The 23555-nt window shown below is 71.7% G+C and carries 21 protein-coding genes; 14 read left to right on the top strand and 7 right to left on the bottom strand.

The annotated features are described in order from the left end of the window. Positions 1-82 precede the first annotated feature (82 nt). The 5 genes from OG210_RS23265 to OG210_RS23245 are packed head-to-tail and all read left to right on the top strand — an operon-like array spanning position 83 to position 5703. Positions 83-1282, top strand: coding sequence for a prenyltransferase/squalene oxidase repeat-containing protein (locus OG210_RS23265; RefSeq protein WP_328326062.1), 1200 nt, complete (start codon positions 83-85; stop codon positions 1280-1282). Beyond that, positions 1282-2001 (top strand): SCO2322 family protein, encoded by a 720-nt coding sequence (locus OG210_RS23260; protein ID WP_328326064.1) that lies wholly within the window; start codon positions 1282-1284, stop codon positions 1999-2001. Before OG210_RS23265 ends, OG210_RS23260 begins: the two co-directional genes overlap by 1 nt. Further along, the gene (locus OG210_RS23255; RefSeq protein WP_328326066.1) at positions 1998-3194 is read left to right on the top strand and encodes an energy-coupling factor transporter transmembrane component T; all 1197 of its coding nucleotides are present in this window, start codon (positions 1998-2000) and stop codon (positions 3192-3194) included. The genes OG210_RS23260 and OG210_RS23255 overlap by 4 nt, the downstream gene beginning before the upstream one ends. Next, positions 3191-4792 (top strand): ATP-binding cassette domain-containing protein, encoded by a 1602-nt coding sequence (locus OG210_RS23250; protein WP_328326068.1) that lies wholly within the window; start codon positions 3191-3193, stop codon positions 4790-4792. Before OG210_RS23255 ends, OG210_RS23250 begins: the two co-directional genes overlap by 4 nt. Further along, complete coding sequence (locus OG210_RS23245; RefSeq protein ID WP_328335397.1) at positions 4756-5703, top strand: ECF transporter S component; 948 nt, start codon at positions 4756-4758, stop codon at positions 5701-5703. Before OG210_RS23250 ends, OG210_RS23245 begins: the two co-directional genes overlap by 37 nt. On the opposite strand, the gene OG210_RS23240 is transcribed toward OG210_RS23245, so the two are convergent. Next, positions 5687-6856: a steroid 3-ketoacyl-CoA thiolase gene (locus OG210_RS23240; RefSeq protein WP_328326071.1), complete on the bottom strand. Its 1170-nt coding sequence runs from the start codon at positions 6854-6856 to the stop codon at positions 5687-5689. The genes OG210_RS23245 and OG210_RS23240 overlap by 17 nt on opposite strands. A 280-nt stretch (positions 6857-7136) precedes the next feature. Between OG210_RS23240 and OG210_RS23235 the strand changes: the two genes are divergently transcribed. Beyond that, positions 7137-8381: a cytochrome P450 gene (locus tag OG210_RS23235; RefSeq protein ID WP_328326073.1), complete on the top strand. Its 1245-nt coding sequence runs from the start codon at positions 7137-7139 to the stop codon at positions 8379-8381. 45 nt (positions 8382-8426) lie between these two features. Here the strand turns inward: OG210_RS23235 and OG210_RS23230 are convergent, their stop codons facing one another. Then, positions 8427-10598, bottom strand: a complete 2172-nt coding sequence (locus OG210_RS23230; RefSeq protein WP_371538550.1) for a bifunctional glycosyltransferase 87/phosphatase PAP2 family protein — start codon at positions 10596-10598, stop codon at positions 8427-8429. A gap of 535 nt (positions 10599-11133) precedes the next feature. Here OG210_RS23230 and OG210_RS23225 point away from each other — a divergent pair. The 4 genes from OG210_RS23225 to OG210_RS23210 all read left to right on the top strand — a co-directional run bounded on the left by OG210_RS23225 (position 11134) and on the right by OG210_RS23210 (position 14039). After that, the gene (locus OG210_RS23225) at positions 11134-12219 is read left to right on the top strand and encodes a DUF2330 domain-containing protein (RefSeq protein ID WP_328326075.1); all 1086 of its coding nucleotides are present in this window, start codon (positions 11134-11136) and stop codon (positions 12217-12219) included. Positions 12220-12322: 103 nt separating this feature from the next. Then, a complete protein-coding gene (locus OG210_RS23220) occupies positions 12323-13072 on the top strand; it encodes an O-methyltransferase (protein ID WP_328326077.1) in 750 nt (249 codons plus the stop codon). 44 nt (positions 13073-13116) lie between these two features. Beyond that, entirely contained in the window at positions 13117-13443 is a 327-nt protein-coding gene (locus OG210_RS23215) for an antibiotic biosynthesis monooxygenase (RefSeq protein WP_328326079.1), read from the top strand. Positions 13444-13553: 110 nt separating this feature from the next. Next, positions 13554-14039 (top strand): GNAT family N-acetyltransferase, encoded by a 486-nt coding sequence (locus OG210_RS23210; RefSeq protein ID WP_328335399.1) that lies wholly within the window; start codon positions 13554-13556, stop codon positions 14037-14039. Between the two features lie 11 nt (positions 14040-14050). On the opposite strand, the gene OG210_RS23205 is transcribed toward OG210_RS23210, so the two are convergent. Further along, complete coding sequence (locus OG210_RS23205; protein ID WP_328326081.1) at positions 14051-16090, bottom strand: MDR family MFS transporter; 2040 nt, start codon at positions 16088-16090, stop codon at positions 14051-14053. 399 nt (positions 16091-16489) lie between these two features. Continuing rightward, positions 16490-17863, bottom strand: a complete 1374-nt coding sequence (locus OG210_RS23200; protein ID WP_328326083.1) for an MFS transporter — start codon at positions 17861-17863, stop codon at positions 16490-16492. A gap of 355 nt (positions 17864-18218) precedes the next feature. On the opposite strand from OG210_RS23200, the gene OG210_RS23195 reads away from it, so the two are divergent. Then, complete coding sequence (locus OG210_RS23195) at positions 18219-18884, top strand: HAD-IA family hydrolase (protein WP_328326085.1); 666 nt, start codon at positions 18219-18221, stop codon at positions 18882-18884. A gap of 177 nt (positions 18885-19061) precedes the next feature. On the opposite strand, the gene OG210_RS23190 is transcribed toward OG210_RS23195, so the two are convergent. Further along, positions 19062-19643: a TMEM165/GDT1 family protein gene (locus tag OG210_RS23190; protein ID WP_328326087.1), complete on the bottom strand. Its 582-nt coding sequence runs from the start codon at positions 19641-19643 to the stop codon at positions 19062-19064. Between the two features lie 661 nt (positions 19644-20304). Here OG210_RS23190 and OG210_RS23185 point away from each other — a divergent pair. Both OG210_RS23185 and OG210_RS23180 read left to right on the top strand, forming a co-directional pair. Next, complete coding sequence (locus OG210_RS23185; RefSeq protein ID WP_371538546.1) at positions 20305-20964, top strand: HNH endonuclease family protein; 660 nt, start codon at positions 20305-20307, stop codon at positions 20962-20964. 129 nt (positions 20965-21093) lie between these two features. Beyond that, positions 21094-21561 (top strand): DoxX family protein, encoded by a 468-nt coding sequence (locus OG210_RS23180; RefSeq protein WP_328326091.1) that lies wholly within the window; start codon positions 21094-21096, stop codon positions 21559-21561. Between the two features lie 72 nt (positions 21562-21633). Here OG210_RS23180 and OG210_RS23175 read toward each other — a convergent pair whose 3' ends face one another. Then, on the bottom strand, positions 21634-22254 hold the full coding sequence (locus tag OG210_RS23175) for a superoxide dismutase family protein (protein ID WP_328326093.1): 621 nt from the start codon (positions 22252-22254) through the stop codon (positions 21634-21636). A 311-nt stretch (positions 22255-22565) separates the two neighbouring features. On the opposite strand from OG210_RS23175, the gene OG210_RS23170 reads away from it, so the two are divergent. Continuing rightward, positions 22566-23195, top strand: a complete 630-nt coding sequence (locus OG210_RS23170) for a VTT domain-containing protein (RefSeq protein ID WP_328326096.1) — start codon at positions 22566-22568, stop codon at positions 23193-23195. A gap of 26 nt (positions 23196-23221) precedes the next feature. On the opposite strand, the gene OG210_RS23165 is transcribed toward OG210_RS23170, so the two are convergent. Beyond that, complete coding sequence (locus OG210_RS23165; protein WP_328326098.1) at positions 23222-23473, bottom strand: DUF2277 domain-containing protein; 252 nt, start codon at positions 23471-23473, stop codon at positions 23222-23224. Positions 23474-23555: the final 82 nt, after the last annotated feature.

Genomic DNA, 23555 nt, shown 5'->3' with positions numbered 1-23555 from the left:
CCGTCGAGGTATACGGAGCCGGAGCCCCGGTGCCTGAGTGGGCCCGTGCCCCGGCTTCCCCGCAGGAGAGGCCCCGCCCGCCATGACCCTTCGCCGCAGCGTCACCGCGCTCGCCGCATCCGCCGTACTCTGCGCGGCCGCTGCGCCGACGGCCTTCGCCGACTCCTCGCCGTCACCCTCACCGTCCCCGGTGCTCCCCTCCGGCCTGTACGGCAAGACCGACCCCAAGTACGACGGGGTCTGGCGGCAGTCCCTCGCGCTGATCGCGCAGGACGCCACCGGGGTCCGCCCCGCCGCGAAAGCCGTCGACTGGCTGACCGGCCAGCAGTGCGCCAACGGCGCCTTCACCTCCTTCCGCGCCGACGTGACGAAGCCGTGCGGCGCGAAGGAACTCCTGGACACCAACGCCACCGCCGCCGCCGTACAGGCGCTGAAGGCGCTCGGCGGGCACGACGCCGCCGTGAAGAAGGGCGCCGGCTGGCTGAAGTCGGTGGCGGGCAAGGACGGCGGCTGGAGCTACAACCCGGGCGGCCCGAGCGACGCCAACTCCACATCCGTGGTGATCGGCGCGCTCGCCGCGGCCGGGGAGCCGACGGCCGCGGCCAAGAAGATGCTGGTCTCGCTCTCGATCCCGTGCGATGCCAAGGAGGGCGGCGGCGGCTTCGCGTACCAGCCCGACAAGAAGTCCGGGAAGCTGTACGCGAACGCCGACGCGACGGGCGCCGCCGTACTGGGCACCCTGGGCGCCGGACTGGCACCGGGCCCCGGCGGCAAGGACGTCGGCGGCACCGGCTGCCTGAACGCGTCGACGCCCGCCCAGGCCGCGCACAACGGCGCCACCTACCTCGCCGGGGCGACCGCGGGGAAGGCCTATCTGAAGTCCGCGATGCCCGGCGCCGAGGACCAGCCCGACTACGGCAACACCGCCGACGCGGTGACCTCGCTCGGCGCCGACGGCCTCATCGCACAGGCCAGGCAGCCCCTGGCCTGGCTGGAGCAGCACTCTGCGGGATGGGCCAGGCAGAGCGGCCCCGCCGCGTACGCCCAGCTGATCTTCGCGGCCCGTTCGAACGGTATCGACCCGCACGACTTCGGCGGCGCGGACCTGGTCGAGCAGCTCAACGCGACCGGCCCCGCCCCCGCAGGTTCGGTGAAGGCCGCGGACTCGAAGCAGAGCAGCGACAGTTCGGGCATCAGCGTCTGGTGGATCATCGGCGTCGGCCTGATCGCCGGAATCGGCGGCGGGTTCCTGCTCAGCATGCGCGGCAGGAAGCGGCGCTGATGCGCCCCCCGATAGCTCGTACGCGCGCCATGCGGACCGGTTCCGTCCGGCTGATCGCCCTGGCCGTCGCGGTGGGCGCGGCATTCACCGCGCTCACCGCGTTCGGGGCGGCTCCCGCGCAGGCCGCCGGGTACCGGTACTGGTCTTTCTGGGACCGCTCGGGCAGCGGCTGGGAGTACGCCACACAGGGCCCGTCGACGGCCCGGCCCACCGACGGGGACGTACAGGGATTCCGGTTCGCCGTCAGTGCGGACTCCCAGGACGCGAGCAAGCCGCGCGTCCCGGCGCGCGGCACCCCCCTCACCTTCGACGGCATCTGCGGGAAGACCCCGGCCAAGGGCGGCGCCAAGCGGATCGCGCTGGTCATCGACTTCGGTACGGCGGCCGACGCACCGGACGGCGAGAAGCCGCCCGCCGAGCGCACCGTGTGCGCGCGGGTCGGCGGGGACGCGACCAGCGCGGAGGCGCTCGCCGCCGTCGCCCGGCCGCTGCGCTACAACAGCGACGCGCTGCTCTGCTCGATCGCGGGCTTTCCCCGCACCGGCTGCGGCGAGCAGGTCTCGCAGACGCAGAAGGGTGGCCACGCGCAGCGGACCGACAGCGCCCCGCGGCACGACAGCGGTGGGCCGTCGGCGGGGCTCGTCGGCGGGATCGCTGCGGTGGTCGTGCTCGGCGCGGCCGGTGTGTGGCAGGCGCGCCGCAGGCGCAACAGCGGATGACCGTGTCACTCCGCGCCCCCGCCGTCGGCCGCAGCAACGCCCTGCACGCGGGGGCCTGGTGGCTGTGGGCCCTCGGGCTCGCGACCGCCGCGTCCCGCACGACCGACCCGCTGTTGCTCGGCCTGCTGGTGGGTGTGGCGGGCTATGTGGTGGCGGCCCGGCGCACGGACGCGCCGTGGGCCCGCTCGTACGGCACGTTCGTGCGGCTCGGGCTGTTCGTCATCGGTATCCGGCTGGTGTTCTCGGTGGTGCTCGGCTCCCCGGTGCCCGGCTCGCACACACTGTTCACGCTGCCCGAACTCCCGCTGCCGCACTGGGCGCAGGGGGTGCGGATCGGTGGCCGGGTGACGGCGGAGCAGCTGGTCTTCGCGCTGTACGACGGCGCCAAGCTGGCCACCCTGCTGATCTGTGTGGGCGCGGCCAACGCGCTCGCCAACCCGGCCCGGCTCCTCAAGTCCCTGCCGGGCGCCCTGTACGAGGTCGGGGTGGCGGTCGTCGTCGCGATGACCTTCGCGCCGAACATGGTCGCCGACGTGGTGCGGCTGCGGACCGCACGGCGGCTGCGCGGCCGTCCCACCGGCGGGGTCAGGGCGGTCCTGCAGATCGGGCTGCCGGTGCTGGAAGGCGCGCTGGAGCGGTCGGTCGCCGTGGCGGCCTCGATGGACGCGCGCGGGTACGGCAGGACGGCGCAGGTGCCGCGTGCGGTCCGGCACACCACGACCGCGCTGACGCTCGGCGGGCTGCTCGGGGTCTGCGCGGGGACGTACGGTCTGCTGGCCGCCGAGGGCGCCTCGTACGGTCTGCCGGTGCTGGGCGTGGGGCTGCTGGCCGCGCTGGCCGGGCTCAGGCTGGGCGGCCGGCGGTCCGTGCGGACGCGCTACCGGCCGGACCGCTGGGGTCCGCGCGCCTGGCTGGTCGCGGGCTCGGGGGTCGCGGTGGCCGCGCTGATGATCTGGGCGGGGTCGCGCGACGCGGCGGCGCTGCACCCCGGGGTGGTCCCGCTGGTCGCACCGGTGCTGCCGCTGTGGCCGGCGGCAGCTGTGCTGGTCGGGCTGGTCCCGGCCTTCGTGGCGCCCGTACCGGAAGCGCCCGCGCGGAATGCGCCCAAGCCGAAAGCCCCCGGGGCGCAGGCTCCCGGGGCGCAGTCCCCCGTACCGAAGGCCCCGTACCAAGAAGAAGGAGGGTGTAAGTGATCCGGTTCGAGCAGGTCTCGGTCACCTACGCCGACGCCGGGGAGCCCGCCGTCCGCGGGGTCGACCTGACCGTGCCCGAAGGCGAACTGGTGCTGCTCGTGGGCCCGTCCGGTGTCGGCAAGTCGACACTGCTCGGCGCGGTGTCCGGTCTGGTGCCGCACTTCACGGGCGGGGTGCTGCGCGGCCGGGTCACCGTCGACGGACGGGACACCCGGACCCACAAACCCCGCGAACTCGCCGACCTGGTGGGCACGGTGGGCCAGGACCCGCTCGCCCACTTCGTGACGGACACCGTCGAGGACGAGCTCGCGTACGGCATGGAGTCGCTGGGGGTCGCCCCGGACGTGATGCGCAGACGGGTGGAGGAGACCCTCGATCTGCTGGGCCTCACCGAGCTGCGCGACCGGCCGATCGCGACGCTCTCCGGCGGTCAGCAGCAGCGGGTCGCGATCGGCTCCGTACTGACCCCGCACCCCAAGGTGCTGGTGCTCGACGAACCGACCTCCGCGCTGGACCCGGCAGCCGCCGAGGAGGTGCTGGCCGTCCTCCAGCGGCTGGTGCACGACCTCGGCACGACCGTGCTGATGGCCGAACACCGGCTGGAGCGGGTGGTGCAGTACGCGGACCAGGTGATCCTGCTGCCCGGTCCCGGCGAGGCTCCGGTCATCGGCGCGCCCGCCGGTGTGATGGCGGTGTCCCCGGTGTTCCCGCCGGTCGTGGCGCTGGGCAGGCTGGCGGGCTGGGATCCGCTGCCGCTGTCCGTACGCGACGCCAGGCGCCGCGCCGCGGCGCTGCGCGAGCGGCTGGCCGGCCGCGTCCGCACGGACCCGCCCGCTCCCCCGGCCGCCGGACCGGTCGCCACCGCGGACCGGCTCGGCCTGCGGCGCGGGCGGATCGAGGCACTGCGGCAGGTCTCCCTCTCGGTGCGGCCCGGCGAGACGGTCGCTCTCATGGGCCGCAACGGCGCCGGGAAGTCCACCCTGCTCGGCACGCTCGTCGGGATGTACGAGCCGTCGTCCGGGTCGGTACAGGTCGGCGGCAGCACCCCGCACCGGACCCCGCCGCGCGAGATGATCCGCCGGGTCGGGCTCGTACCGCAGGAGCCGCGCGATCTGCTGTACGCGGACACGGTCGCCGCCGAGTGCGCGGCGGCCGACGCGGACGCGGGCGCGGAGCCCGGCAGCTGCCGGGCTCTCGTCTCCGAACTGCTCCCCGGCGTCCCCGACTCCACCCATCCGCGTGACCTCTCCGAAGGGCAGCGCCTCGCACTGGCGCTGGCGATCGTGCTGACAGGACGTCCCCCGCTGCTGCTGCTCGACGAGCCGACGCGCGGTCTGGACTACGCGGCGAAGGCCCGGCTCGTCGGGGTGCTGCGCGCGCTGGCGCGGGACGGGCACGCCATCGTGCTCGCCACCCACGATGTGGAACTGGCCGCCGAACTCGCCCACCGGGTCGTCATCCTGGCCGACGGCGAGATCGTCGCGGACGGGCCGACACCGGAGGTCGTGGTCTCCTCGCCGTCCTTCGCACCGCAGGTCTCGAAGATCCTGGCGCCGCAGGACTGGCTGACGGTGACCCAGGTGCGGGAGGCGCTGTGAGAGCCATCGGGCTCGGGCCCCGCTCGGTCGCCGCGCTCGTCCTGATCACGGTGATCGGGGTGTTCGCCTTCGGCTGGCCGCTGCTCGCCGACTCCGCGTCCGGGCTCGCGCACTCGCAGGACGCCCCGTGGCTGTTCGCCGCGCTGCTGCCGCTGCTGGTGGCCGTGGTGGTGGCGACCATCGCCGACGCCGGTCTCGACGCGAAGGCAGTGGCGATGCTCGGTGTGCTGGCGGCGGTCGGCGCCGCGCTGCGCCCGCTCGGCGCGGGCACGGCGGGACTTGAGCCGATGTTCTTCCTGATGGTGCTGAGCGGGCGGGTGCTGGGTCCGGGATTCGGCTTCGTGCTCGGTTCGGTCACCATGTTCGCCTCGGCCCTGCTGACCGGCGGGGTCGGCCCGTGGATGCCCTTCCAGATGCTGGCGATGGGCTGGTTCACGATGGGCGCGGGGCTGCTGCCGGGCGCCCGGCGGCTGCGCGGGCGGGCCGAGTTGCTGATGCTCGCCGGTTACGGGTGCGTGGCGGCCTTCGCGTACGGCACGGTCATGAACCTGCAGGGCTGGACGTACATCGGCGGGCTCTCCACCGGGATCTCCTTCCATCCCGGTGACGCCGTCGGGGCGAATCTGACGCGCTTCTTCGCGTACTGCGCGGCCACTTCGCTCGGCTGGGACCTGGGGCGGGCTGCCGTCACCGTCGTCCTGACCCTCGTCGTCGGCCCGACCCTGCTGAAGGCGCTGCGCCGGGCGACCCGGCGCGCGGCCTTCGACGCGGAGGGCGGGTTCGACGCGGAGGGCGGGTTCGACGCGGAGGCCGCCTTCGACGTGGCGACAGAACCCGGCGTACAGGCCGTCCCGGGGGCAGGGCCGGACCGGTCCGGCCCTGCCCCCGGGCCTGCTACAGCCGCTGAATGATCGTGCCGGTGGCCAGCGCGCCGCCCGCACACATCGTGATCAGCGCGAACTCCTTGTCCCTGCGCTCAAGTTCATGCAGCGCGGTGGTGATCAGCCGCGCGCCGGTCGCCCCCACCGGGTGCCCCAGCGCGATCGCCCCGCCGTTCACATTGACCTTCTCCAGGTCCTGCTCGAAGACCTGGGCCCAGCTCAGCACCACCGAGGCGAACGCCTCGTTGATCTCCACGATGTCGATGTCCTTGAGCGACATCCCCGCCTTGCCGAGCACCGCACGCGTCGCGTCGACCGGCCCGTCCAGATGGAAGTGCGGGTCCGAACCCACCAGCGCCTGGGCGACGATCCGCGCCCGCGGCCTGAGCTTGAGTGCGCGCGCCATCCGCTTGGACGCCCACATGATCGCGCAGGCGCCGTCGGATATCTGCGAGGAGTTCCCCGCCGTGTGCATCGCGACCGGCATCACCGGCTTGAGCCGGCCGAGCCCCTCCATCGTGGTGTCACGCAGCCCCTCGTCGCGGTCGACGAGGCGCCACATGCCCTGCCCGGCGGCCTGCTCCTCCTCGGTGGTGGGGACCTGGACGGCGAACGTCTCCCGTTTGAAACGCTCCTCGGCCCAGGCCGCGGCCGCCCGCTCCTGCGAGATGAGGCCCAGCGAGTCGACGTTCTCGCGGGTCAGCCCCCGGTGGCGGGCGATCCGCTCGGCGGCCTCGAACTGGTTCGGCAGGTCGACGTTCCACTCGTCGGGGAAGGGCTTGCCGGGACCGTGCTTGGAGCCGCTGCCCAGCGGTACCCGCGACATCGCCTCGACACCGCAGCTGATGCCGATGTCCATGACCCCGCCCGCGATCATGTTGGCGACCATGTGGCTGGCCTGCTGCGAGGATCCGCACTGACAGTCCACGGTGGTCGCGGCCGTCTCGTACGGCAGCCCCATGGCCAGCCACGCGCTGCGCGCCGGGTTCATGGACTGCTCACCCGCATGGGTGACCGTACCGCCGACGATCTGCTCGACGCAGTCGGCGTGGATGGCGGTGCGGCCCAGGAGTTCACGGTAGGTCTCGCCCAGCAGATAGGCGGGATGGAGATTGGCGAGGGCGCCTCCGCGCCTGCCGATGGGGGTACGTACGGCTTCGACGATGACGGGTTCCGCGGCCATGAGCTCGTCCTCTCCTCCACATCCGCTGAGGCGTCCCGGCGCCCGCACGGAAGAACTGATACGCGTTCTAGTTCTCCGTGCAGTCTTATGAGTGCTACCCCCGGTACGCAAGGCCTGTGCACGGGTCTTGCGGTGCCGCGCACCCACTCGGCACGCAACAACTCCGTCCGGAGCCCTTGCTCCTTGTAGAACTCGTTACTATCTTTCGGACAACTTCTGATGGGTCGTCAGACTGTCAGCGGCCAGACACAGCCGGCCAGAACTGGAGTTGGAGGAGCCGATGCACTGCCCCCATCTGCCCGAAGGATTCGACTTCACGGATCCGGATCTGCTCCAATCCCGGGTCCCGCACCCGGAGTTCGCCCAGCTCCGGCAGACCGCGCCGGTCTGGTGGTGCACCCAGCCGACCGGGATCGCGGGCTTCGACGACGAGGGGTACTGGGCCGTCACCCGGCACGCGGACGTCAAGTACGTCTCCACGCACCCGGAGCTGTTCTCGTCCAACACCAACACCGCCGTCATCCGGTTCAACGAGTCCATCAGCCGCGACCAGATCGACGTACAGCGGCTGATCATGCTCAATATGGACCCGCCGGAGCACACCCGGGTCCGCCAGATCGTCCAGCGCGGCTTCACCCCGCGGGCCATCCGTTCGCTGGAGGACACCCTGCGCCGGCGCGCCCGCTCGATCGTCGAGACCGCGCTGGCGAGTGCGGCGGACGACGGCTCCTTCGACTTCGTGACCAACATCGCGGTGGAGCTGCCGCTCCAGGCCATCGCGGAACTCATCGGCGTACCGCAGCAGGACCGGTCCAAGATCTTCGACTGGTCCAACAAGATGGCGGCGTACGACGATCCGGAGTACGCCATCACCGAGGAGGTCGGCACCGAGGCGGCGATGGAGATCGTCTCGTACGCGATGAACCTCGCGGCGGACCGCAAGGAGTGCCCGGCCAAGGACATCGTGTCCACGCTGGTCGCGGCGGAGGGCGAGGGGAACCTGTCGTCGGACGAGTTCGGCTTCTTCGTCATCCTGCTCGCGGTCGCGGGCAACGAGACCACCCGCAACGCGATCAGCCACGGTATGCACGCGTTCCTCACACACCCCGAGCAGTGGGAGCGCTACAAGGCGGAACGGCCCGACACGACGGCCGAGGAGATCGTCCGCTGGGCCACCCCGGTGGTGTCCTTCCAGCGCACCGCGACCCAGGACCTGGAGCTGGGCGGGCAGCAGATCAAGGCGGGTGAGCGGGTCGGCATCTTCTACTCGTCGGCCAACAACGACCCCGAGGTCTTCGAGAACCCGGAGCAGTTCGACATCGCCCGCGACCCCAATCCGCACCTCGGCTTCGGCGGCGGTGGCCCGCACTTCTGCCTGGGCAAGTCCCTCGCCGTGATGGAGATCAACCTGATCTTCAACGCCATCGCGGACGTGCTGCCCGACCTGAAGCTGACCGGCGACCCGCGGCGGCTGCGCTCGGCCTGGCTGAACGGGATCAAGGAGCTTCAGGTGAACCGCGGCTGACGGGTCCACGGGCGGTCGGGGACCGGAGCCGGCGCCGCGGACCCGTCAGCCGGCGCCGGCGGCCTCGGGCTCCGGCTCGGACGACGGGGGCTCGGGCTCGGACGAAGAGGGCTCGGAAGACGGAGGGGTGGGGCCGGAAGACGGGTCCGCGGCGCCGACTCCGGTCCCCGCGACGTCCTTCATCGCCATGTCCCCGGGCGTCGCCACGTCACCGGGCGGCGCCACGTCACCGGGCGGCGCCAGCAGCGTGCGCGGGCCGGCCAGCAGATAGGTGAGCCCGAAGCCGAGCGCCACCACCGTCGCCCCGCCGATCGCGTCGAGCACCCAGTGGTTGGCGGTGGCGATGATCGCGCTGACCGTGAAGAGCGGGTGCAGCAGCGCGACCGCCTTCATCCAGCGCTTCGGCACCAGGACGGCGACGGTGACGCCGCACCACAGCGCCCAGCCGAAGTGCAGCGAGGGCATCGCCGCGTACTGGTTGGTCATCGCGGTCATCGCGCCGTAGTCCGGGTGCGCCAGGTCCTGCACCCCGTGGACCGAGTCGATGAAGCCCAGGCCCGGCATCAGCCGGGGCGGGGCCAGCGGGAAGAAGTAGAACCCGACCAGGCCGAGGAGGGTCGCGAACGAGAGCGACGTACGCGCCCAGCGGTAGTCGCTGGGACGGCGCACGTACAGCACGGCGAGGATCGCCAGCGGCACCACGAAGTGGAACGACTCGTAGTAGAAGTTGAAGAACGATTCGAGCCAGTGGACCTTCACCACCGCGTGGTTGACCCAGTGCTCGATGTTGATGTGCAGGGCCTTCTCGATCGCGACGACCGTACGGCCGTGCGCCTCGGCGGTGGACCGGCCACCGGTCGCGGCGGCCCGGATGTGCGAGTACACCGAGTAGCCGACGCGGATCGCGAGGAGTTCGAGCAGCAGATTGGGCCGGATCAGCACCCGCCGCCAGAACGGCAGCAGCGGGACCCGGCTCCAGCGGGCCGGGACCGGTGTGGCGTAGACGGTGGGCTCCGCCGCGTCCCAGCCGGGCGCGGTGCGGCCCAGGAACGGCACGGCGCAGGCCGCGGCCAGCGCGGTCAGCAGCACCACGTTGTCCCGTACCGGGTACAGCGCCGCCATGTTGGGCAGCAGCATCGTGCCCGGCAGGGTGCTCACCAGCACGACCACCGCGGGCCAGACCATCCGGTCGGCGGCGCGCCGGCCGACCCGGCCGACGACCGCGAGCAGCACCCAGAGCAGCTGGTGCTGCCAGGCGGTCGGCGAGACGGCGACCGCGGCGCAGCCCGTCACGGCGACGGCGAGCAGCAGCTGTCCGTCCTTCGCGTAGCGCGCCGCGCGGCGCAGCGCGAGCACCGAGACCGCGGCGGCGAGGACCAGGAAGACCACGATCTCCAGCGGCCCGTGCAGCCCGAAGCGCAGCAGCGCGCCGTGCATCGACTGGTTGGCGAGCCCGTCCGGGTGCGAGCCGAGGCCGGCTCCCGCCACGTGGTGGATCCAGTACGTCCAGGAGTCACGCGCCATCAGGGCCCAGGCGAGCGCGGTGCAGACGGCGAAGGCGGCGGTGGCGGAGAGCGCGGCACGCCTGCGGCCGGTCAGCCAGAGCAGCGGCACGAAGAGCAGCACGGTGGGCTGGAGCGCGGCCCCGAGCCCGATGAGCGCGCCGGAGCCGCGCTCGTCCCGTACGGCGAAGCACCCCAGCAGGACGAGCAGCACCGGGATGATGCTGGTCTGGCCCAGGTGGAAGGCGTTGCGCACCGGCAGCGAGAGCATCAGCAGGCTGATCGCGACGGGGGCGGCGATCAGCGACGTGCGCCGGGAGACCTCGCCCGGCAGCGCGCGCGCCGCGACCACACCCAGGAGGACGACGAGCAGCAGCGACCCGAAGGTCCAGACGACACCGAGGCTCTGCTCGGCGGAGCGGGTCAGCGGTTTCAGTACCAGACCGGCGAACGGGGTCCCGGTGAACTTCCCGGTCGCGTAGAGCGGCCCGCCGATGTGCAGCACACCGTCGGCGCCCGTCCATGTCTCCAGGTCGGTGAGGCGTCTGCTGGGCGGCAACCGCAGTATGGCCGCCACCTGCCGGACCGCCAGTGCCGCGACGACCAGCCAGAGCACCGCCCGTGCCCGCTCGATTCCCGCTCCTGCGCCCACCGCAGTCCGCGCTCCGCTGTGCCCGTCGTTCGCCACGCCGCGCCGGCCCTCCACCCGTTTCATCACCGGGAATACCCGGTACCTGTGTCTGATAGAGACTCGCACTGCTCCGGAGTAGGGACGCAGGCAACCCCCTGTTCACCTGACCCGGCCCCTGAGGTTCCGGCCAAGGGCCGCGGTGAGGACGACCGTTGGCGGGTACGCAGACACCGCCGCCGGGATCGTGGTCCCTTACCGGCCGGTGGCCGGCCTCCTGGGCCTGTCCAGCCGGGCCATTCAAGCACTGCCCGCGCCGGTGCGCAGGTCGCTCAGGTCCGTGGGCCCCTTGGCGCGGCGTACACCCGCGGCCTCGCGAGGGGGTGCGGACTGCCTGCAGAGTTGTCCGGAACCGACCCCCTCCGTACGCCGTCTGTGCTCGTGTCGGACGGGGGCACAGCACCGCACGGCACAGCACCGCGACGGGGAGAGGCAACGGGGGATGCGGGTACGGAGAATGCGGCTGCGGGGTACCCGGGCGCGGCGGATACGAGGGGGCCGGGCACAGCGGCCCTTGCTCCCGGGGAGCCTCGCGGCGAGGCTGCGGAGCCGAACGGTCCTGGTGGTGCTCGCGCTGCTGGCGGTGCAGTTGGGATCGCTGGTGGCACCGGCGTACGCCTGCGGATGCGGTGCGCTGGTGCACGACCCGGCGTCCCGGCTGAGCGTCGACCGTGAGACGTCGGCGGTGCGCTGGGACGGTCACAGCGAGCAGATCGTGATGAGCCTGACGGTCGCGGGGAACGCGGCGCAGGCCGCCTGGATCATGCCGGTCCCGCACCGGGCCACGGTCACGCTCGGGGACAACGCGCTCTTCGACGCGCTGGATTCGGTCACCGCGCCGGTGCACCGTACCCGCGACCACTTCTGGCCGGACAGCGGCGACTGGCCGTTCGGCTCCGGGTCGGGCCGTGACGGCGCGTCCGCCGGCGCGCGCGCCCCGGGCGCTCCCGCTGTCGGAGTCGTCGGCCGCGAACGGCTGGGGCCCTTCGACGTCGCCCGGCTGACAGCCACCGACCCCAGGGCGCTGGACAGCTGGCTCCGGCTGAACGGCTTCCGGATGCCCGCCGGGATGCCGGAGGACCTCAAGCCGTACGTCGACCGGAAGTGGGAGTACGTCGCGGTGCGGCTGGCCCCCGACCGCAGGGGCGGCACGCTCGCGGGCGTGCTCGACCCGCTGCGGCTGAGCTTCGCCAGCGACCGGCTGGTCTATCCGATGCGGCTGTCGCGGCGCGCGCGGAACCCCCAGACGCTGGGGCTGTACGTGCTGGCCGCGCACCGGATGGAGCCGCGGGGCACCATCGGCGGGCTGCCGCCCGATGTGACGTACGCCGGGCGGATCCCGTCGACCGGTGCGCTGGGCCGCTTCGCGGACGGGGAACGGTATCTGACCGCGTTGGAGCAGAGCTTCCCCGTGCCGTCCCGGATCAATGGGGACCACGAGCTGCGCCGTACCGCGTCCGACCGGCCCTACCAGCGGGTGATCTACGAGGAGAAGCTGCTGACGGCGGGCGGGGTCCCGGTCTGGCTGCTGACCGTGGGCGGGGTGCTGCTGGTGCTCGTGGTGGCGGCGCTGCTGCTGACGGTGGCCCGCCGCCGTCGCCCGGTGGCACCTCCGCCGCCGGTGTACGTACCGCCGCCGCTCTCCTGACCCGCCGGGGGCGCGCGGTCGGGCCACGAGTAGATTCGTGGCAAGTTCCCAGAGGGAACTCACGATTCGGAACTCACGTTTCCGCGGCCCGTGGGAGGAATCCATGGAATCCATGCCCGAGATCCAGCACCCGGCTCAGGCCCAGGACCAGGCTCAGGTCCAGGACCAGGACCCGGCTCAGGACCCGGCTCAGGACCGGTGGACCGAGGTCGACCGGTACTTCACCGACCATCTGGTCCCGGCCGACGACGCCCTGGAGGCCACCCTGGCCTCCAGTGACGCCGCCGGCCTGATCCCGATGAACGTCGCCCCGAACCAGGGCAAGCTGCTGCATCTGCTGGCCCGCATCCAGGGCGCGCGCACCGTCCTCGAAATCGGCACGCTCGGCGGCTACAGCACCATCTGGCTGGCCAGGGCGCTCCCGTCCGACGGCCGTCTCGTCTCGCTGGAGGCGGACCCGGCGGCCGCCGACGTGGCCCGCGCCAACCTGGCGCGGGCCGGGCTCGGTTCCGTCGCCGAGGTCAGGACAGGAGCGGCCCTCGACACCCTGCCGCTCCTGGCGGCCGAGGGCGCCGGCCCCTTCGATCTGGTCTTCATCGACGCCGACAAGCCGAACAACCCGCACTACCTGGAGTGGGCCCTGAAGCTGACCCGGCCGGGCAGCGTGATCATCGGCGACAACGTGGTGCGCGACGGCGCGGTCGTCGACCCGGCGAGCACGGATCCGCGGGTCCGGGGCACCCGGGCGATGATCGAGATGATGGCCGGTCACCCGAAGCTCAGCGCCACCGCGCTCCAGACGGTCGGCAGCAAGGGGTACGACGGCTTCGTCCTGGCACGGGTGGTCGCCTGACCCACCCGGCACGGGTGAGCGCCGGGTACGGCAGGATGGGCGATATGAGCATCGTGAAGATCAACGTCCTGACCGTGCCCGACGAGCAGCGCGAGGTACTGGAGAAGCGGTTCGCCTCCCGCGCGGGGTCGGTGGAGAACTCCGACGGCTTCGAGTGGTTCGAGCTGCTGCGTCCGGTCGAGGGGACCGACCAGTACCTCGTCTACACCCGCTGGGCCAGCGAGGCCGACTTCGAGAAGTGGATGGCGACATCCATGCGCGGCGCCCACGCCGGTGGCGCGGAGGGCGGCGAGCGCCCCAAGCCCGCCGCCTCCGGCTCGTCCCTGTGGTCCTTCGAGGTCGTCCAGCAGGCCGCCCCGAAGAACGGCTGATCAGAGCTTCAGCAGGCGCTCGGTTACGCACCCCTCATCCGGTGCCGCAGCGGCAGCACCGCCGTTCAGTGCCCGGAATCCGAGTGCCGAACGGCGGCGCCGCCGCCACAATGGCTCCGGTGACCTGGATCGTGGCCCCCGAGCCCTTCGACACCCCTGACGCCTGCGCGCTGCGCCGCTCCTACTACGACGAGGTGGCCAGCCGTTACTGGCGGCGGGCCGCCACCGAGCAAGAGATCGACGACGGCCTGGCCGATGACGGTGTCGAGCAACTGGCGTTCCCCACCGGCGAGTTCCTGGTCGGACGGCACGAGGGCAAGCCCGCTTCCTGCGGCGGGGTGCTGCTGCTCGACCCGGCGACGGCCGAGCTCACCCGGGTGTACACGCGCCCCGGACAGCGCGGCACCGGCGGCGGCAAGATCCTGCTCGCCACGCTGGAGGACGCGGCACGGCGGCTCGGGGCGACGAGGATGGTGCTGAACACCCGCCTGGACCTCGTCGAGGCGCGCGGGCTCTATGTACGCCTGGGCTACCGGGAGATACCGGCGTACACGACCGGCCCGTACATGGATATCTGGTACGGGAAGGACCTGTAGGGCCGCCCGCGTCACACCGTCCGCTGCTCGTGCTCGCGCGGCCATTCGGCGTCGGAGCCGTTCAGTTCCGCGTTCAGCTCCTCGACCAGGACGACCAGATCGGTGGGCCGTTCGGGGCCCCACCAGTCACCGAGCAGCTCGGCGAGGGACTCCTCGCGGGCCTTGGAGAGCCGGGCCGCGACATTCACGCCCGCGTCGGTCAGCGCGAGCTGGACCCCTTCGCGTACGGCGAAGCCGCGTTCCTCGGCCTGCCGGGCCGCATCGGTGATGGCCCGCAGCGGGACCGGCGCCATCTCGGCCAGCTGGGCCGGTTCGACCAGGCCGTGGCGTTTGATGCGCAGCAGCAGCCAGCTGGTGGCGGGGAGCAGGTCGTAACCGGCCTTCGCGGTGATCGTCTCGTAGATCTCGTGGCGCCCCTCCCGGCTGCCGAGCACCGAGAGGGCCCGCATCACCTCGTCGTACGACGACCGCTGGACCGGGTTGGAGGCGAGCGTCTCGGTGATCTCCGGGGTGGTGACCGAGCCGCGCAGCTTGTCCTCCTTGAGGAACCAGGAGACGACGAAGGCGAGGAGCACCACGGGGACCGCGTACAGGAACACGTCGGTGATGGACGTGGCGTACGCGTGCAGCACCCGTGGGCGCAGCTGCGGCGGGAGTGCGGCGATGGCGCGCGGGTCGGCCTGCAGGCTGCTCGCGCTGACGCCGGGCGGCAGCGGCCGGCCGGCCAGGGCGTCGCTGAGCTTTCCGTGCAGCCGGGTGGTGAAGATGGTGCCGAAGATGGCCACGCCGAAGGACGCGCCGATGGAGCGGAAGAAGGTCGCGCCCGAGGTGGCGACGCCGAGGTCCTGGTAGCTCACGGCGTTCTGCACGACGAGGACCAGGACCTGCATGACCAGGCCGAGCCCCAGGCCGAACACGAAGAAGCTGCTGCTCATCGACCAGGTGGAGCTGTGCTCGGTCAGCCGGTGCAGCAGCGCGAGCCCGATCGCGGTGATGCCCGTCCCGGCGACCGGGAAGACCTTCCAGCGGCCGGTACGGCTGACGATCTGGCCGGATGCGGTCGAGGACAGCAGCAGGCCGAAGACCATCGGCAGCATGTGCACACCGGACATGGTCGGTGATACGCCCTGGACGACCTGGAGGAAGGTCGGCAGGTAGGTCATCGCGCCGAACATCGAGAAGCCGACGATGAAGCTGATGACCGAGCAGAGCACGAAGGTCCTGATACGGAAGAGCTTCAGGGGCAGTACGGGTTCGGCGGCGCCCCGTTCGACGTACACGAACGCGACGAGCAGCACGACGGCCAGCACGGAGAGGCCGATGACCTGCGCCGACGCCCAGGACCAGGTGGAGCCGCCGAGCGAGGCGACGAGGACCAGACAGGTGGCCACGGACGCGATGAGGAACGTACCGAGGTAGTCGATGGTGTGCTTCGTCGAGCGGACCGGGATGTGCAGCACGGCGGCGATGACACAGAGCGCGATCACGCCGATGGGCAGGTTGATGTAGAACACCCAGCGCCAGGTGAGGTGTTCGGTGAAGAGCCCGCCGAGCAGCGGGCCCAGGACGCTCGTCGCGCCGAAGACGGCGCCGAACAGTCCCTGGTACTTGCCGCGTTCGCGGGGCGGGACGATGTCGCCGACGATCGCCATCGACAGCACCATCAGACCGCCGCCGCCGAGGCCCTGGAGCGCGCGGAAGCCGATGAGCTGCGGCATGTTCTGCGCGATGCCGCAGAGGGCGGATCCGATGAGGAAGATGACGATGGCCGTCTGGAAGAGCTTCTTGCGGCCGTACTGGTCGCCGAGCTTGCCCCAGAGCGGCGTGGCGGCGGTCGAGGCCAGCATGTACGCCGTGACCACCCAGGACAGATGCTCCATACCGCCGAGGTCACTGACGATCGTGGGCAGCGCGGTGGAGACGATCGTCTGGTCGAGGGCGGCGAGGAGCATTCCGAGCAGCAGGGCGCCGATCGCCACGAGGACGGACCGCTGGGGCTGCCCGTCGTCCGCCACCGGCGCCGCCGGGGGTGCCGGGGTTTCCTGAGCCATGCCTCCCATCCTGGTGCTGCGGAATAGCCGCCGCGAGTTCAGAAGGGTGGCCACGGGGCGCGTCGCGGGCTCCGGTCCGCGGCGCGTACGGCCGTCTGCGCGGCTGCCGGATCCTCCGCCGTGTCCGCTGGACGACGTGGCGGGGGCCGCGTACCCGACAGCCCCGCCCGCCGCCGAGCGGGTGACGGCGGGCGGAGCTGGGCGCGGGCGCCGGCCGGGTGCGCAGCCGACCGGGGTGCGGGCCGGCCGGGGTGCGAAGAGGACGGCTGGGCCCCCTGGCGCAGAGCACGCTTTGTTTTGTACTCTGGCGAAACAAAGTGGTTCCGCCCGCACTCCCTGACCGGCGGGCGGGACCGCCTTGTCTCCGCTGCCCCCTCCCGCACCGCCGGCCGGAACAGCTCAGTCGAGGGCCATACCCGAGGTCTCCGGCGCCCAGGCCGCCGAGACGACCGCGCCGAGCACGAGGAAGGCGGCGAGGATGGTCATCGAGGTGGCGAAGCCGAGGTGGTCGATGGAGAGCGGCAGCAGGAAAGTACCGGCGGCGGAGCCCACCCGGCTGAGCCCGTTGAGAAGTCCGACTCCGGAGCCACGCAGGGGGGTCGGGAACAGCTCGGGCGGATAGACCTGGTCGAGGTTGGAGGACGCCGACATCACCAGGGTGAAGAGCAGGAAGAGCCCGAACAGCAGCAGCTTCGGCCCGCCGGGCCAGAGCCCCATCGGGCCGAGCGCGAGGGCCATGACGATGAACGAGCCGGTGACGAAGGCGCGTCGCGAGAAGCGGGCCACGCACCACAGGCCGATGACGCTGCCGATGAACAGGAAGCCGTTGAGCAGGCCGTCGACGGTGACGCTCTCGCCGATCGCGAACTTCGCGAGCACCACGGGCAGGAAGGTGTAGATGGCGAAGTACGGGATGACCTGGCAGTTGTAGTAAAGGATCCCGAACGTGGTGGCGCGCCACTGCTCGCGGCTGAACAAGTCCCGGTACGAGCCTGAGGAACCGGAGGACGAAGAGGTCTCGGACGGCGCGTTGCCGCGGACCGATTCGAAGTCGACGTTCGGCCCGATGTAGCGCGCGACGACGGCACGCGCCTCCTCGATGCGGCCCTTGCTCACCAGCCACCGCGGGGACTCCGGGGTGCCGATCCGCAGGACGAGGACGACCGCGGCGGGAATGGCGCCGGTACCCAGCAGCCAGCGCCAGCTGTCACCGCCGAAGCCGGTGATGTAGTGGCCGAGGAAGAACGAGCAGATGTAGCCGATGGTCCACAGCGCGGTCAGCGAGGCGAGCAGGAAGCCGCGGTGGCGTCGCGGGCAGAACTCGGCGACGAGGGTGGGGCCGATGGCGTAGTCGGCGCCGATGCCCACGCCGATCAGGACACGGAGCACGAAGAGGAGCCCGGGGCCGTTCACCCAGATCTGGGCCACCGAGGCGACCGTGATGAGGGCGAAGTTCAGCGTGTAGAGCTTCTGCCGGCCGATGCGGTCGGCGAGCCAGCCGAGGGCGATGCTGCCGATGAAGATGCCGATGAGGGCGGAGGCACCGAGCATGCCCTGCCAGACGGCGCCCAGACCCATCTGCGGGGCCATGAGGGTCAGGGCGATTCCGATGACGCCGAGCTGGTATCCGTCGGAGAAGTTGGCACCGAAGGTCAGCGCGGTGACCTTGAGGTGGAAGCGGTTGAGAGGCGCGTCGTCGAAGGAGTACGACGCGGCCGGGGCAGGAGGCACCGCGGGAGCGGTGGGTGGTGAGGAGGTGCCGGCATCTGCCATCGGGTCTGGTTGTCCCCTCGGTCACGGCTGCTCGGGGCGGCCCGCCTGGCGGCAGCGGTGTGCGGAGCAGCTCGGCGCGTCCCCCTCCGGCCGCTCGAAGCGGTCGACGGGTTCAACTTCCGGCTACCCGTTGCCAACAGGCTTGTATGGATAGTTTCATGAAGCCTCAATTCTGAATTGATATATGTCAAGAGGTGAACGTGAAGGGCCTGTACGGACGACGCCGGACGGCCGCCGGCCGCGCCCGGAGCCCCACCTGCGCCCGAGCGGGTGAAGAGCACCCGAATCTTTTGTATCGTGATGGAACAAAGAAGCGCGAACCAGGACGACGAGCAGGACGAAGAGGATGGGTGCCTTGAGTAACGAACGACTCCTCGGTGTGTTTAAGGGCGTACTGCTCGACATGGACGGGACGCTGGTGAACTCGGACGCCGTGGTCGAGCGCATCTGGCACCGCTGGGCCGTCGACCACGGCCTGGACCCGCACGAGGCGCTCAAGGTGGTGCACGGCCGCCAGGGGTACGCGACGATGGCCATCCTTCTCCCGGACCGCCCTGTCGAGGAGAACTACGCCGACAACCGCGCGATGCTCGCCCTGGAGACCGCCGACACCGAAGGCGTCGTCCCGATCCCCGGCGCACCGGCGTTCATGGCGTCCCTGGCGGGTCTGCCGCACGCCCTGGTCACCTCGGCTGACGCGGCGCTCGCGCGGGCCCGGATGACGGCCGCCGGGCTGCCGATGCCGGAGATCCGGGTCACCGCGGAAAGTGTCGGCGCCAGCAAGCCGGACCCGGAGGGCTTCCTCAAGGGCGCCGCCGAACTGGGCTTCGCCCCCGGCGAGTGCCTCGTCCTCGAGGACTCGGGGGCGGGGATCGCCGCGGGCCGGGCGGCAGGGATGCAGGTCGTGGGCGTGGGCCCGCGCGCCGTCGCGCACCGGCCGACCGCGCAGGTACCCGACCTGACGCGGATCCGCATCGAGCGGGCGGACGACGGAACCGTACTGGTCCACGTCACGGACTGACGGCGCGCGGCCCCCGCGGCCGGGGGCCACCCCGCGGGGGCCGGAACCGCACCGGCGGGCCGGAACCGTCCCCGAGTGGCTGAAACCACACCTGCGGAGCCGGAGCCGGAGCCGCATCCACAGGACGCGCCCGCTCCCCCACCGGTCCCGCTCCCCACCGCCCCGCCCGTCCGGACCTCAGCCCGCGATGGCCTCGTACAGGCTGAATCCCGCGAGCGCCAGCATCAGCGCGGCGGCGATCTTCGTGATCAGCCTCAGCGGTACGTGCTTCATCAGCTTGCGGCCGCCGAGGATCCCCAGACCGCCCACCGCCCAGAGCGCCAGCACCGCGCCGATACCCACCGAGACCGGGCTGTCGTAGCGGGCCGCCAGGTTGGCCGTCATGATCTGGGTCAGGTCACCGAACTCGGCGACGAGAATCAGCATGAAACCGGCCCCGGCCACCTTCCAGAAGGACTGGTCGGCGGGGGGCTTCACCTCTTCCTCCTCCTCGTCCTTCTTGAACAGCAGCATCGCCGCCCCCGCGAGGAAGAGCGCGCCGACGATCGCCTGCAGCAGCCGGTGCGGGATCAGGGTCAGCACGCTGCCCGCGGCGATGGCGAGCGCGACATGGACGGCGAAGGCCGCAGCGACCCCCACGAAGACGTACGAGGCCCGGTAGCGGGTGCCCAGCATCAGACCGGCGAGAGCGGTCTTGTCGGGGAGTTCGGCGAGAAAGATCACGCCGAAGGTGATCGCCAGGATCGTAAAGCTGAACACGGTTGATTTCCTCAATCGGTTCGGGCTGACCGCACCGGGAGGACCTGACTCGGAGAGAAAAGGGGTCGCTTCGGCACGGCAGCGTCAACAGGACACTGCTGCCGAAGGTCTCGCTGGCGGACTCCACAGAAGATCCGCCTCCGGGCGCCGGCCGAACCGAGGTTCGGCAGTATGTCGACGTTCCGGCGAAGAGCTACTCCCCTTCTGCTCCGTACACGATACGGCACCGGCCCGAGCGGTGCACCGGGCACAGCTGCTAGCACTCCCCCGCCCCAGTTTCACCAGCAGCCACACATCCCGGACAAAAGCCCCGATCGGATGACCCGGCCGACCAAAAGTGCGACAAACGGCACCGGAACCGCCGCACACCTCCCCGCAGCGCGGATTCCGCCGGCAGGACCGAGCCGGGCACAGACATCCGCCGAGGCCGCGACCAGCAGAAGTACCCCGGGCGGGGCCCCGGGGGCGGCGCGGGCGGGGCGGCGCGCGCCACCCGTACGGCTGTGCGGGAAATCTGCCGGAGCGTCAAACATCGGCAGCCCTCTTGATGTGACGTGCACATGTCGCCAGGCTGTTACCCGGCGCCCACCCCACGGCAATCCGGCGCCATCACGATGGCCGAGCCGGATCGGCAAAGCCCCTCCACCCCACGGGAGTTCGCATGTCACGTGCCTCAGGTTCCTCAAGTGTCTACGCGCGTCGAATAGCGGTACTCACCGCGACCGCCGGAATCACCCTCGCCGGCCTCGTCACCGCCCCATCCGCCCAGGCCGCCCTGCCCACCCCGGTGAGCGCGGCCACCGCACGGACCTACCTCAGCTCTCTCACCGTCGCGGCCGAAGGGTCGTCCGACGGCTACAGCCGGGACAAGTTCCCGCACTGGATCACCCAGTCCGGCGCCTGCGACACCCGCGAAGTCGTCCTCAAGCGCGACGGTACGAACGTCGTCCAGAGCTCCACCTGCGCGGCCACCAGCGGCAGTTGGTACTCCGAGTACGACGGCGCGACCTGGACCGCGTCGTCCGACGTGGACATCGACCACATGGTCCCGCTCGCCGAGGCCTGGCGTTCGGGCGCCAGCAGCTGGACCACCGCACAGCGGCAGGCGTACGCCAACGACCTGACCCGGCCGCAGCTCATCGCGGTGACGGACAACGTCAACCAGTCCAAGGGCGACAAGGACCCGGCCAAATGGCTGCCTCCGCGCGCCGCCTACAAGTGCACCTACGTCCGGGCCTGGGTGGAGGTGAAGCACTACTACAAGCTCACGGTCGACCCGGCGGAGAAGACGGCACTCCAGGGGGTGCTGAACGGCTGCTGAGCGCCTGCCGAGCGAATTCCGGCCGGGCGGGGGACCGGGCAACCTGACCAAATGTTGAACTTGCAAGTTCTAGTCAGGCATACCTAATCTAGGGCTGCTCCGGTCCCCCACCGAAGGAGTTCCACCGTCATGCCTTCAGCGATATCCACGGCTGTGTCCTCGCTAGGCCGGCAGACCGATCTGGCACGCCCGTACGTCCTGGCTCTCTTCCGTGCCGTGGTCGGCCTGCTGTTCGCCTGCCACGGCGCCGCTTCTCTCTTCGGTGTACTCGGCGGCGCACCGGGCGGCGGCACGGTGTCGGCGGGCACTTGGCCCGACGGATACGCGTCCGTCATCGAACTCGTCGGCGGCGTACTGGTGCTGGCCGGGCTGCTGACCCGTCCGGCCGCGTTCGTCGCGTCGGGTGCGATGGCCTTCGCGTACTTCCACGTGCACCAGCCCCACGCCCTGTGGCCGATCCAGAACGGCGGCGAGCCCTCGGTGATGTTCTGCTGGGCCTTCCTGCTGATCGTGTTCACCGGTCCCGGCGCGCTGGCACTGGACGCCGTGTTCGCCTCCCGGCGGCGCGTCACCGGGCCCGCCCCGGTGACGGCCTGACCCGCATGCCCCGCCCCGCCCGGTCTCTCACGTGACGGGGCCATGCGTGACGGGGCCTTACATGACGGGGCCTTACGTGGCGGGGCCGGCCAGCGGTCCGAACGGCACCGTGAAACACGCGACGGGGTCCGCCGCGCCGCCCCGCACCCCGTCGATCACCACCGATCCGGCGCCGCCTGGCCGGAAGTTCCAGCTTCGGCGCGTGGTCACCGTGGCCGCGCCCTTCGCGTCGGTCGTGAAATCCAGCCGCACCTCGTCGCCGGGGCCCGGTTTCCGGCTGTCCGTGCCGCGCCGATAGCGCGGGCCCGCAGCGCCGGGGGTGCTGCCGCAGGGCCTGGTGTGCACTCGCATACCGAACGCGTGCCCGGGCTTCAGCCCCGCCAGCCGCGCCGTCACACGGGTGCCCGAGGGGTCCGCGTACTGCTCGACCTCGATCGGGGAGGCCGCGGGCACCAGCTTCATGTCGTACGTCACCGCGGACGGCGGGATGAACGCGGTGGGCGGCGCGAACCGGGCCTGGACGCGCTGCCAGTACACGCCCGCGTGCGCACCGGCGCCGGCCCCAGACGCGCTCCTCCCTGGCGCGTGACGCGCCGGCGCGCTCCCCGCCGCGGTGCTCCCCGCGGGAGCCGCCCCACCACCCGTCAGCATCGCCAGCGCCGCCGCTCCGGCCAGTACCCCTGCCACCACCATCGTCTGCTCCTTGTGCTCGACATGCCCGATGCCCGATGGCCCGACCGCCGTCGACTCGTCGACTCATTGACTCGTTCGCTCGGGTTGCCCGGGTTGCTCGTTCGCCACTGTTCCGCAGGCGTACGGCCCAGCCTGGGCGCAGCGCGGTCAACCCCCCCGTACGGGAGCATCCATACGGGTGAGCGGGACCTTTCGAACATCACCGGCCCCGGCGAATGGGCGCAGAACCTTCACGCGTACGCTGTATGGCTGTACAGCCGCACCTGCCGCTCCCCTGCGACACCGCGGCGCCTTCATGAACGGGGAGTCCGGTGCTGGAGAGTGTGCGGTCGCTGACCGACAGTCCATGGATCTATGCCGTGGTCGCGCTCTCCGTCGTCCTCGACGTCTTCGTACCGCTGCTCCCCAGCGGGGTCCTGGTGATCACGGCAGCCACCGGCGCCGCCGCCGGTTCGACCACGGTGGCCGGTGAAGTGCCGCACAACGTCCCGGACTTGCTGGTCCTCACCGCCTGCGCCGCGGCCGCCTCGATCGTGGGCGACCTGATCGCGTACCGGCTGGCCTGGCGCGGAGGCGAACGCCTCGACCGGGCCATCGCCCGCTCCCGGCGTCTCACCAGCGCGCAGGAACGCCTCGGCACGGCGCTGGCGCGGGGCGGCGGTCTGCTCGTCGTGATAGCGCGCTTCGCACCGGCGGGCCGTTCGGTCGTCTCGCTGGGCGCGGGCGCCGCGCACCGCAGGGCGAAGGAGTTCCTGCCCTGGTCGGCCCTGGCGGGCGTGGCCTGGGCGGGTTACAGCGTGGGGCTCGGGTACTTCGGCGGCCAGTGGCTGGGCACGAGCTGGCTGGGTACGGCGGTCTCGCTCTTCGCGCTGTTCGGCGCGGGCTCGGTGGCCGCCCTGCTGATACGGCGTCCCGAGCCGGTGGCCGCACCGGTCTCGTGACCCCGGCCCGGGGCCCCCGCCGGGACTCAGCCCCCGGTACGCGCGGCCCCCTTCGGTGTTCCTGACCCGCTCCCCCGCACCTCCAGGTCGGCGAGCAGTGTCTGCGTCGCGCGGGCGATCTCGTCGACGGCCCGGTCGAACACCGCGCGGTTGTGCGCGGCGGGGGCCCGGAAGCCGGAGACCTTCCGTACGTACTGAAGCGCTGCGGCCCTGATGTCCTCCTCGGTCGCTTCCCCGGGGAGGACGGGCGGACGGAGAGTCTTGATACTGCGGCACATACTTCCAGTCTGACGCGGACCGGCCGCCCCGGGCACGGATCCGGCGATCCAGTTGCAGCATGTGCCCCGGAGTGCGCCCGGC

Source organism: Streptomyces sp. NBC_00466 (assembly GCF_041433995.1).
In the GTDB taxonomy this organism is placed as follows: Bacteria; Actinomycetota; Actinomycetes; order Streptomycetales; family Streptomycetaceae; genus Streptomyces.
This window is presented reverse-complemented; position numbering and strand designations above follow the sequence as displayed.

What these genes read in the sequence shown, in the direction of transcription:
- OG210_RS23235 (WP_328326073.1), top strand. Translation starts at nt 7,137, where the DNA reads ATGCACTGCCCCCATCTGCCCGAAGGATTCGACTTCACGGATCCGGAT.
- OG210_RS23185 (WP_371538546.1), top strand. Translation starts at nt 20,305, where the DNA reads ATGTCACGTGCCTCAGGTTCCTCAAGTGTCTACGCGCGTCGAATAGCG.
- OG210_RS23230 (WP_371538550.1), bottom strand. Translation starts at nt 10,598, where the DNA reads ATGAAACGGGTGGAGGGCCGGCGCGGCGTGGCGAACGACGGGCACAGC.
- OG210_RS23215 (WP_328326079.1), top strand. Translation starts at nt 13,117, where the DNA reads ATGAGCATCGTGAAGATCAACGTCCTGACCGTGCCCGACGAGCAGCGC.
- OG210_RS23210 (WP_328335399.1), top strand. Translation starts at nt 13,554, where the DNA reads ATGGCTCCGGTGACCTGGATCGTGGCCCCCGAGCCCTTCGACACCCCT.
- OG210_RS23175 (WP_328326093.1), bottom strand. Translation starts at nt 22,254, where the DNA reads ATGGTGGTGGCAGGGGTACTGGCCGGAGCGGCGGCGCTGGCGATGCTG.
- OG210_RS23205 (WP_328326081.1), bottom strand. Translation starts at nt 16,090, where the DNA reads ATGGCTCAGGAAACCCCGGCACCCCCGGCGGCGCCGGTGGCGGACGAC.
- OG210_RS23255 (WP_328326066.1), top strand. Translation starts at nt 1,998, where the DNA reads ATGACCGTGTCACTCCGCGCCCCCGCCGTCGGCCGCAGCAACGCCCTG.
- OG210_RS23165 (WP_328326098.1), bottom strand. Translation starts at nt 23,473, where the DNA reads ATGTGCCGCAGTATCAAGACTCTCCGTCCGCCCGTCCTCCCCGGGGAA.
- OG210_RS23220 (WP_328326077.1), top strand. Translation starts at nt 12,323, where the DNA reads ATGGAATCCATGCCCGAGATCCAGCACCCGGCTCAGGCCCAGGACCAG.
- OG210_RS23260 (WP_328326064.1), top strand. Translation starts at nt 1,282, where the DNA reads ATGCGCCCCCCGATAGCTCGTACGCGCGCCATGCGGACCGGTTCCGTC.
- OG210_RS23265 (WP_328326062.1), top strand. Translation starts at nt 83, where the DNA reads ATGACCCTTCGCCGCAGCGTCACCGCGCTCGCCGCATCCGCCGTACTC.
- OG210_RS23200 (WP_328326083.1), bottom strand. Translation starts at nt 17,863, where the DNA reads ATGGCAGATGCCGGCACCTCCTCACCACCCACCGCTCCCGCGGTGCCT.
- OG210_RS23240 (WP_328326071.1), bottom strand. Translation starts at nt 6,856, where the DNA reads ATGGCCGCGGAACCCGTCATCGTCGAAGCCGTACGTACCCCCATCGGC.
- OG210_RS23180 (WP_328326091.1), top strand. Translation starts at nt 21,094, where the DNA reads ATGCCTTCAGCGATATCCACGGCTGTGTCCTCGCTAGGCCGGCAGACC.